This window comes from Candidatus Marsarchaeota archaeon (assembly GCA_023485295.1).
Taxonomy (GTDB): domain Archaea; phylum Micrarchaeota; class Micrarchaeia; order Micrarchaeales; family Micrarchaeaceae; genus Micrarchaeum_A.
Map to the genome: position 1 here is coordinate 175,052 of JAMCZQ010000006.1, position 7,450 is coordinate 182,501.

Sequence of the window (7,450 nt, forward strand, 5' to 3'; positions counted from 1 at the left end):
CATTATCCTTCTGGACTACATTCTGGCTTTCATCAGCTGCCATTTACACACCATTATAACTGGGTTATAATCTTATAATATTTAAACCTTATCAATAAATTGCTGATGTAAAATAAAATTTGTTCAAGTAATTAAATAAAATGGCATAATCAATAGAAATTAATAAAGATAAAGCGAAAACAATATGGTGTTAAAATGGCAATAAAAAATTTTTCAAACGAATCCACTTACAGGAAAATGGCCGAATCTGGCAGAGAGTCTGAATTCGACTCGCTATTCGAAAAGGCCGTTGAGGATGCAAAAGCAAGTTTTGGGAGGGAATGGCCCATCTATATAAACGGCAAAGCGGTCACTGCAGGCAGCCTGCTTGAAGAGCGTTCACCTATAGACCGCCGCATACTAATTGGCAAATTCCAACGCGGTACAAGGGAAGAGGCCCGTATGGCCATAGAAGCGGCAGCCGCGGAATTCAATTCGTGGCGCCTGACAGACTACAAAGAGAGGGTGGAAATATTCAGGGCGACTGCCGAGAAGTTCAGGCAGGCCAAATTCTCCCTAGCAGCGATCCTGAGCTATGAAAATGGAAAGTCGAGGTATGAATCTGTTGGAGAGGTAGACGAAGGCATAGATTTTATTAATTACTATGCCGACGAACTCGAAAGGAACAAGGGCTATATAAGAAAAAGCGTAATCAAGGAGGCCAAGAAAGCAGTAGAAGCTGGATTTCAGGGCGCTCCATCCATAAAGCCTGAGCGGATAACGATAAAGCTTAAGCCGTATGGCGTATTCGGGGTAATTGCGCCATTCAACTTTCCTGTCTCCATATCTGTAGGAATGTCCGTAGGCGCAATGATAACCGGGAATACTGTTGTATTCAAGCCTTCTTCGACTGACAATATGTCGATGCTTACCGGCCTAAAGATATATGAACTGTTCAAGGCAGGGGGCTTACCCGACGGCGTATTTAATTATGTCACAGGGCCTGGATCAGAAGTAGGGGATGAGCTGGCAGTAAATCAGAATGTTGCTGGGATAGCCTTTACAGGCTCGCACGATACTGGAATAAGAATGGCAGCAAAGACATACATGCAGAACAAGCAGAAAATCTTTGTTGTGGAAATGGGCGGCAAGAACCCTGCTATAATATCGAAGCATGCCAATATAGACGACGCGGTAAAGGGCGTTCTGAGCGCAGCGTTTGGCTATGCAGGGCAGAAGTGCAGTGCATTATCTAGGGTATACGTGCACGAGTCGGTCAAGGAGCAGTTCCTAAGCAAGCTGATAGAGAATGCCAGAAACTTAAAAATCGGCGACCCTATAAAGAAAGAAAATTACATGGGCCCTTTGATAAGCGAGACTGCATACAAAAGGTACGTGGAATCCGTCGAAAAGGCGAAAAATGCAGGAAGGATTTTATACGGCGGCTCGAGGGTCAATAACGGTATAGACGGGTTCTACGTTGAGCCGACGATCGTTGAGATAAGGCATGATCATGAGCTGGTGCATAAGGAGCTGTTCCTGCCATTCATAACTGTGGAAACATTCAAAGACATGTCGGAAGCCATAAAAATGGCAAACGATACCGAATACGGTCTGACTGCAGGCTTGTACAGCAACAGTGCACAAGAAATAAAGAAATTCGAGCAGAACATCGAAGCAGGCACTGTGTATGTAAATAGGGCGATAAGCGCCACGACAGGCGCAATAGTCGGAATGCATACCTTTGTCGGATGGAAGGGCAGCAGCATGACTGGAAAAGGCACCGGCAGCAGGTTCTATCTAGAGCAATTTATGCGGGAACAGAGTTTTTCCTTGACAAAATGATAAAATGCTAAATGCCATCCGCAAGCGCCTGCGCTATTCTAAGCAAACAGTATACATAGGCAGTACACAGTTGGAAGCAATAGTGGCTGACAGCTTTATCAAGCGCATGATAGGGCTCATGTACCGTGACAGCATAGCCGATAACGAATGCATGCTTTTCATTTTCAGCCAAGAGGGCAAATTCGGGATATGGATGAAAAACATGCTCTTTGCCATAGATGTAATATGGGCTGATTCCAATCTACGCATAATAGATCTCCAGCAGAACCTGCAGCCTTGCAAAAAACTTTTTTGCAAAACCTATGCTCCTCAAAGGGTGTCAAAGTATATAATAGAGCTAAATGCCGGTTTTATAAGTAAAAATAAGATAAACAATACTACAGCAATACGCTTGTAGGAAAAGTGAAAGGGAAGAAGGATTTACCTTCTCCTCTTTCTAGCGGAACTCTTCTTAGACATCTTTGCCCTCTTTGGCTTTGCTGCCCTTCTAGAGCTTTTGGATCCACGTGCTCTTCCGCCCCTATTCATCTTTGTCCTTACTACATAGCCTTTTCCGTCTATATAATAAAGAAAGCCGTCTTCTCTAGAAATCCTCTCGCTGCCTACTTTGGCCTTTCTACCCCTCGTGTTCATTTTCATAGGAGTTTTCCACACATAGCCATCCTTGCCTAGATAGTAAAGGTATCCATCCTCCCTATCAATGCTCTCGTTACTTACTTTCTGTGGCATCTTATTCACCATTACTAATTTTATAGTTAAATTTAAATAACTATTGTAAAATATTCTCGTAAAACAAAATATGTATCCATGTTTGCAAAGGGCAAAAGCACTTAAACAATTATTAAATCTTTCATACAAATATAAAATGTGGTTCAATGCTGGAAATAAAACTGCTTAGCAATAAGTCGATTGATGGTTACACCATTATAGAAGGATTCCCAGGCGCGGGCTTGGTCGGGACAATGGCTGTCAGCTATATGGTTGAAAAGCTTTCGATGGAATATTTTGGATATTTTGATAGCCAGGCGTTCCCTCCGCTGGTTTCCATACACGACGGAATACCTATGCACCCGGTCAGGCTGTATGTATCGCATAAATACAAACTAATTGCAATATTCGCCGAATTTGCGATACCTGCCGAAATGTCCTATATGGTAGCAAGCAAGATAATTGAATTTGTCAAGGCGAATAAAATATCGCAGATTATATCAATAGGCGGTATGCCGTCACAGGGCAAAACAGAGGAACTTGAGGATGGCAATCCTGAAGCAAAAAGCGATCCGAACTCCGTATACGCAATAGTGTCAGACCCCAAATTTGCAGCGGATCTGAAAAAGAACGGCATAACAGAAATAAAAGAAGGCGTTGCAAGCGGAATAAGCGCATTGCTTATAATTGCAGCAGCCGCATTAAAAATAGATGACATAAACCTGCTTGTACCTATAGATCAAAACATTGTAGACCCGGCATATGCAGAGTACGCAATAAAATCAGTAAACAAGCTGCTTGATTTAAACATAGATATAACCGAATTGGACAAAGAGGCCAAGGAAGTCGAAGCGAAAATAAAGGCGCTAATAAAAAAGAACAAGGAGTCGCACGAAGGATACAAAAAGGCAACCGAAGACGCAGGTCCGGCAATGTACGCTTAAAGACATACTGTGCAGGGGTTGCAGAGTCTGGTCTGGTTTTGGTATAAAGCCACAGAAAAATGCGCAGGACTTAAGATCCTGTGGCCTAGCGCCTTCGTGAGTTCAAATCTCACCCCCTGCACATTAAAAGCAACAAATCGCCATCGCGGATGATGGCGCGCAGGTTTTGCTGCCTTATTATCGCTCAATGCACTACTGTAGAATTGCATCCCTGCGGCTGCACAAAATCATTGCTAAGGATGAGCTTGATGTAGCCCAAGTAAGGCACTGCAGCTATAACCTTGCCGCTAATATTGTCCATGCCTGTAGGATAATTTTCATACTGCATGTCCAGCCCTGGATTGTTGTCTCCTTTTGTTAGAAAATAATAGTTTCCGCTATCGTTCAGGACTGCATATACCCTATGCACTATATAACTGTCTCCTTCCTTGTAAAATAGGTCGTTGGGATTCGTTTTGTATACTATTATGCTGTTACCTCTGTCACCTTTTACTGTAACGTTGTTCACGATTATCGCTTCTGTGTAAGCTTCGTTGGCCGTAGTGCCGTTTGCATAAACTATCTCCCTTGATCCGCAAACATACCTGACGACATTTTTAGCCTGGCTGCTGTTAGATACGATGTAATATCCTGAAGCTGTGCTTTCCAACAAGCCAACCTTGTAGCCCGGCTTTATTATCTGGTCTACCTGTGTGCCTGTAGGGGATACGTAATAAGCAACGCATTCCAGCGATTCGCTATTCTCATGATTAAGCACATAAGCCATTTGGGCGTTTGTAACGTTTATGACTGGGGCTTTAATCTGCGATATGGATTTAACTCCATCGAGCACTATCATGTCCCCCCTGTGCAAAACAGGCAGCATGCTGCAGCTGGGAACCACATCTATAGGATCGTTTGTCTGAAGTATGAATTTAAGCGCATACCAAAATGCGACTACAATTACCAGTGCAATGACGATTTCAACAATGCTCTTTTTGTACCCTTCCTCCTTGCCGCCGCTCAACAGCTCTACAACTATGGTTATTATTATCATAAAGAAAAGCAGGATCCCTATTACAATAGCCGCAGACCTTAGCCTTTGCAGGGCTATGTAGAGAACGAATAGTATTATTACTATCACATAAAGCGGCCAGACTTTGATTTTATCATTGCTGCCTTCCTTACTCTTCCTATCTGCTTTGCTGTTATTGGTTTTAGGCAAAAAATCACTTTATTGGCATGCTGCTCCTGTTGCCGACTACCTCAACTCCGAACACCTTGGATTCACCGTTGGCCTTAGCCACGCCTATTGCTGTGTCCGCGTGCGATATGAGCGCATCGTTATGGCTCACCACTATGAATTGTGACCTGCTGCTCATCTGCTTGATAAGAGCTGACAGCTTCTTCGAATTCTCCTTGTCAAGGGCCGCGTCAATCTCATCGAATATATAGAATGACATAGGCTTGCATATCTGTATTGCGAATACGAGCATCAGTATAAGAAGCGAGTTCTCGCCTCCGGAGAGTGCTTGCCTGTTTACCTTCGCAGCCCATGATTTCAAGTTGAATTCAAGGCCCGAGTTGAACGGGTCCTTGCGGTCTTCCAGCATCAGCTCGGCCTCGTCATTGAAAACACTCCTATGTATCTCCTTGAAATTTTCATTTACCGCGTTGAACGTTTCATAAAATACATCAAGCTTCTTAGACTCTATTTGCTTTATCATGCTTAAAATCGATTCACGCTCTTTTTCCAAGGTGCCGAGCTTTTCAAAAGCTTCCTCTACGTCTTTTGCCTTATCTCTGTACATATCAGGAGCGCGCATGTTTACATTTCCCATCCTGTCTATCTCATTTTTCAAAGGGCCAAGCTTTGCCTCCAGTTCTTCAAGGATACCATCAAGAGGCTCAACGTCAGCATACGATGACATTTCCGCCTTTATATCGGAGAGCCTGGTCTCTACCTGCGCCTTTTCCGCGTCAATGCCGATGAGCTCCCTTTCAATTCCTTCCAGCTTGCCGGATAATACCCCGCGCCTGCTGGAGATGTCTGAGATCGATTTGTCTATTACGACTATGGCTTGGTACGCCTCGCTTGTTTGCTTGTCGCTGGTCTTTATCTTTTCCTCTATTGCATTTTTGTCGGTTTCAAGCGCCTTGAGCCTTGCTTTTATTGCCCTCATCTCTTCAGAATGGCCTTTCATACTGGCTTCATATTCAGAGTTGCGTTTTTCCAATTCTGAAATCTTGGAGTTTAGCATCTCATTTTCCTTTAAAAGTTCTGCCCTGCGTATCCTGAGCTTTTCCAGCTTTGCGGATTCATCCTTAACTTTTTGCTTATACTCCTTGCTTATTCCGCCTCCCTGCTGTGCAAATCTGCTTATCTGCTTATACAGCATTGCACTCTCGTTCTTGAGCTGAACCAAGCGTGCCTGCAAATCCTCGATTGACCTGTCAGTGTTTTCCGCGTTTTTTGCCAGCTCCGAAATCCTTTCTCTGCATGAGCCAAGGGCTTTTTCTGAATTGCCTCTTTCAAGCAGGGCCGACTTCATTTCGGATTCAGCTTTTTCCTTTTCGATTCTGAGCTCGATAAGCTGCGTTTCAATCCTGCCCAATGCCTTCCTGCTTTTTTCTTCTGACGCCTGCAAGCCAGATACTTCTTCACGAAGCTCCTGCTCCCTTTTTTCCACAGTTTTAAGCTCAAGCTGCGATTTATTATACTGGAATGTCTTAATTGTGCCTCCGCTGACGACTCCAGACTGCTCTACAAGCTCTCCGTCAAGCGTCACAAACCTGTAAGACCCTATCTCATTTTTGGCATCAGATACACTATCTACAAGCATCGTATTGGAAAATACGAATTTTATTGCCTTTTCGAATTTGTCATCGTATTGGATAAACTTTAGCAGCGGGGGCCATCTAGATGACTTTTGGCCGTCCATTTTTTGATTGCTGACCCTTATGGAGTCTAGAGGTATGAATGATGCCCTTCCAAGCCCCCTGCTTTTAAGTATGCCTATGCACTGTTCTGCTGTTTCTACGGAATCCACCACAAAGTAGTTCATCCTTCCCATCGCTGCGGCATTTACTGCATTGGCATATCTGGGCTCAAAGCTGCAAAGTTCAAATACCATCCCGTAAAAGCCGCTTTTTACCGATTGCTTTAGTAAGCTGTTTACCTTCTCAAAGTTACCTCCATGGAGTGCAATGTTTTCCTTCAGGTTTATCTTGTTTTCCTGCAGCACGTCCAATTCAGCTTCAAGACCTCTTTTTTTTGCTACCAGCATCTCTATTTCAGAATTTGCATCGCGCAACATTCTTTCCGCGCTTTTTTGGCCTTCCTCATTTTCCTTAATAATGCTTTCAATCTCCTTTACTTTCTTTGAAACGCTCTCAATCGTTGCGTCAGCTGCAGTTTTTGCAACGCTTTCATGCTCTAAAGCAATGTTGATGCTCGCCTTTTCCTTCTCCAAGCTTGAAAGGTTCTCAGACAGCGCAGCAATATCATTAACGCACTTTTCATAACGCTTGTACAATTCCTCGTCATTGCCGCTTGGGTTCTGCTCAAATCCTTCAACCACTTTTTCCAAAGACGATATTTCAGCCTCTACCTCGGATATCTGAGAATTATTTTTTCCTATGGTCTCCTTTGCGCCAAGCAATTCGTTTTTCAAATTCTCCATCTCAGCAGAGATGCGCTTGGAATCGCCTTCAAGGTTTGTGTAGGAAGCCTGTGCAATGGCAATGTCCCTATTCAGCTCCTCAAGCGCCTTGTTGATCGAAGCGGTTTTTGTCGAATGCTCGTTAAGCGCTTTAGACTTTGCATTCCTTTCATTCATTAGCTTCTCATTTTCAAGGTCAAGGCTGTCTAGCTCTGACCTGTAAGACTTGCTTGAAGCTGTCAAATCGTTACGCCTGGATATGTCTTCCATTAATTTCTTTTCCAAATTGTCGTAGCGCAACTTAAGCACAGTATAAGAAATGCGCTTAATCAT

6 protein-coding genes and 1 tRNA gene are annotated in these 7,450 nt (G+C 43.6%); 4 read left to right on the forward strand and 3 right to left on the reverse strand.

The genetic code is table 11. From position 1 onward, the window contains the following. Positions 1–195 precede the first annotated feature (195 nt). Together M1125_03755 and M1125_03760 are read left to right on the forward strand one after the other, a co-directional pair. Positions 196–1,824: an aldehyde dehydrogenase family protein gene (locus M1125_03755; protein MCL5404920.1), complete on the forward strand. Its 1,629-nt coding sequence runs from the start codon at positions 196–198 to the stop codon at positions 1,822–1,824. Between the two features lie 4 nt (positions 1,825–1,828). After that, the gene (locus M1125_03760; protein ID MCL5404921.1) at positions 1,829–2,221 is read left to right on the forward strand and encodes a DUF192 domain-containing protein; all 393 of its coding nucleotides are present in this window, start codon (positions 1,829–1,831) and stop codon (positions 2,219–2,221) included. Between the two features lie 23 nt (positions 2,222–2,244). On the opposite strand, the gene M1125_03765 is transcribed toward M1125_03760, so the two are convergent. Then, positions 2,245–2,553, reverse strand: coding sequence for a hypothetical protein (locus tag M1125_03765; protein MCL5404922.1), 309 nt, complete (start codon positions 2,551–2,553; stop codon positions 2,245–2,247). Positions 2,554–2,699: 146 nt separating this feature from the next. Here M1125_03765 and M1125_03770 point away from each other — a divergent pair, with 146 nt between their 5' ends. Both M1125_03770 and M1125_03775 read left to right on the forward strand, forming a co-directional pair. After that, positions 2,700–3,476, forward strand: coding sequence for a PAC2 family protein (locus M1125_03770; protein ID MCL5404923.1), 777 nt, complete (start codon positions 2,700–2,702; stop codon positions 3,474–3,476). An 11-nt stretch (positions 3,477–3,487) separates the two neighbouring features. Beyond that, positions 3,488–3,597 (forward strand) — tRNA-Leu (locus M1125_03775). A gap of 63 nt (positions 3,598–3,660) precedes the next feature. Here the strand turns inward: M1125_03775 and M1125_03780 are convergent. Beyond that, a complete protein-coding gene (locus tag M1125_03780) occupies positions 3,661–4,680 on the reverse strand; it encodes a hypothetical protein (GenBank protein MCL5404924.1) in 1,020 nt (339 codons plus the stop codon). Between the two features lie 4 nt (positions 4,681–4,684). Next, positions 4,685–7,450, reverse strand: a 2,766-nt coding sequence (locus M1125_03785) for a chromosome segregation protein SMC (protein MCL5404925.1), incomplete at its 5' end; no start/stop codon positions are given.

Bases quoted from the DNA above. Each gene is read 5' to 3' on its own strand.
- M1125_03765 (MCL5404922.1), bottom strand. From the start codon at position 2,553: ATGCCACAGAAAGTAAGTAACGAGAGCATTGATAGGGAGGATGGATAC.
- M1125_03770 (MCL5404923.1), top strand. From the start codon at position 2,700: ATGCTGGAAATAAAACTGCTTAGCAATAAGTCGATTGATGGTTACACC.
- M1125_03755 (MCL5404920.1), top strand. From the start codon at position 196: ATGGCAATAAAAAATTTTTCAAACGAATCCACTTACAGGAAAATGGCC.
- M1125_03760 (MCL5404921.1), top strand. From the start codon at position 1,829: ATGCTAAATGCCATCCGCAAGCGCCTGCGCTATTCTAAGCAAACAGTA.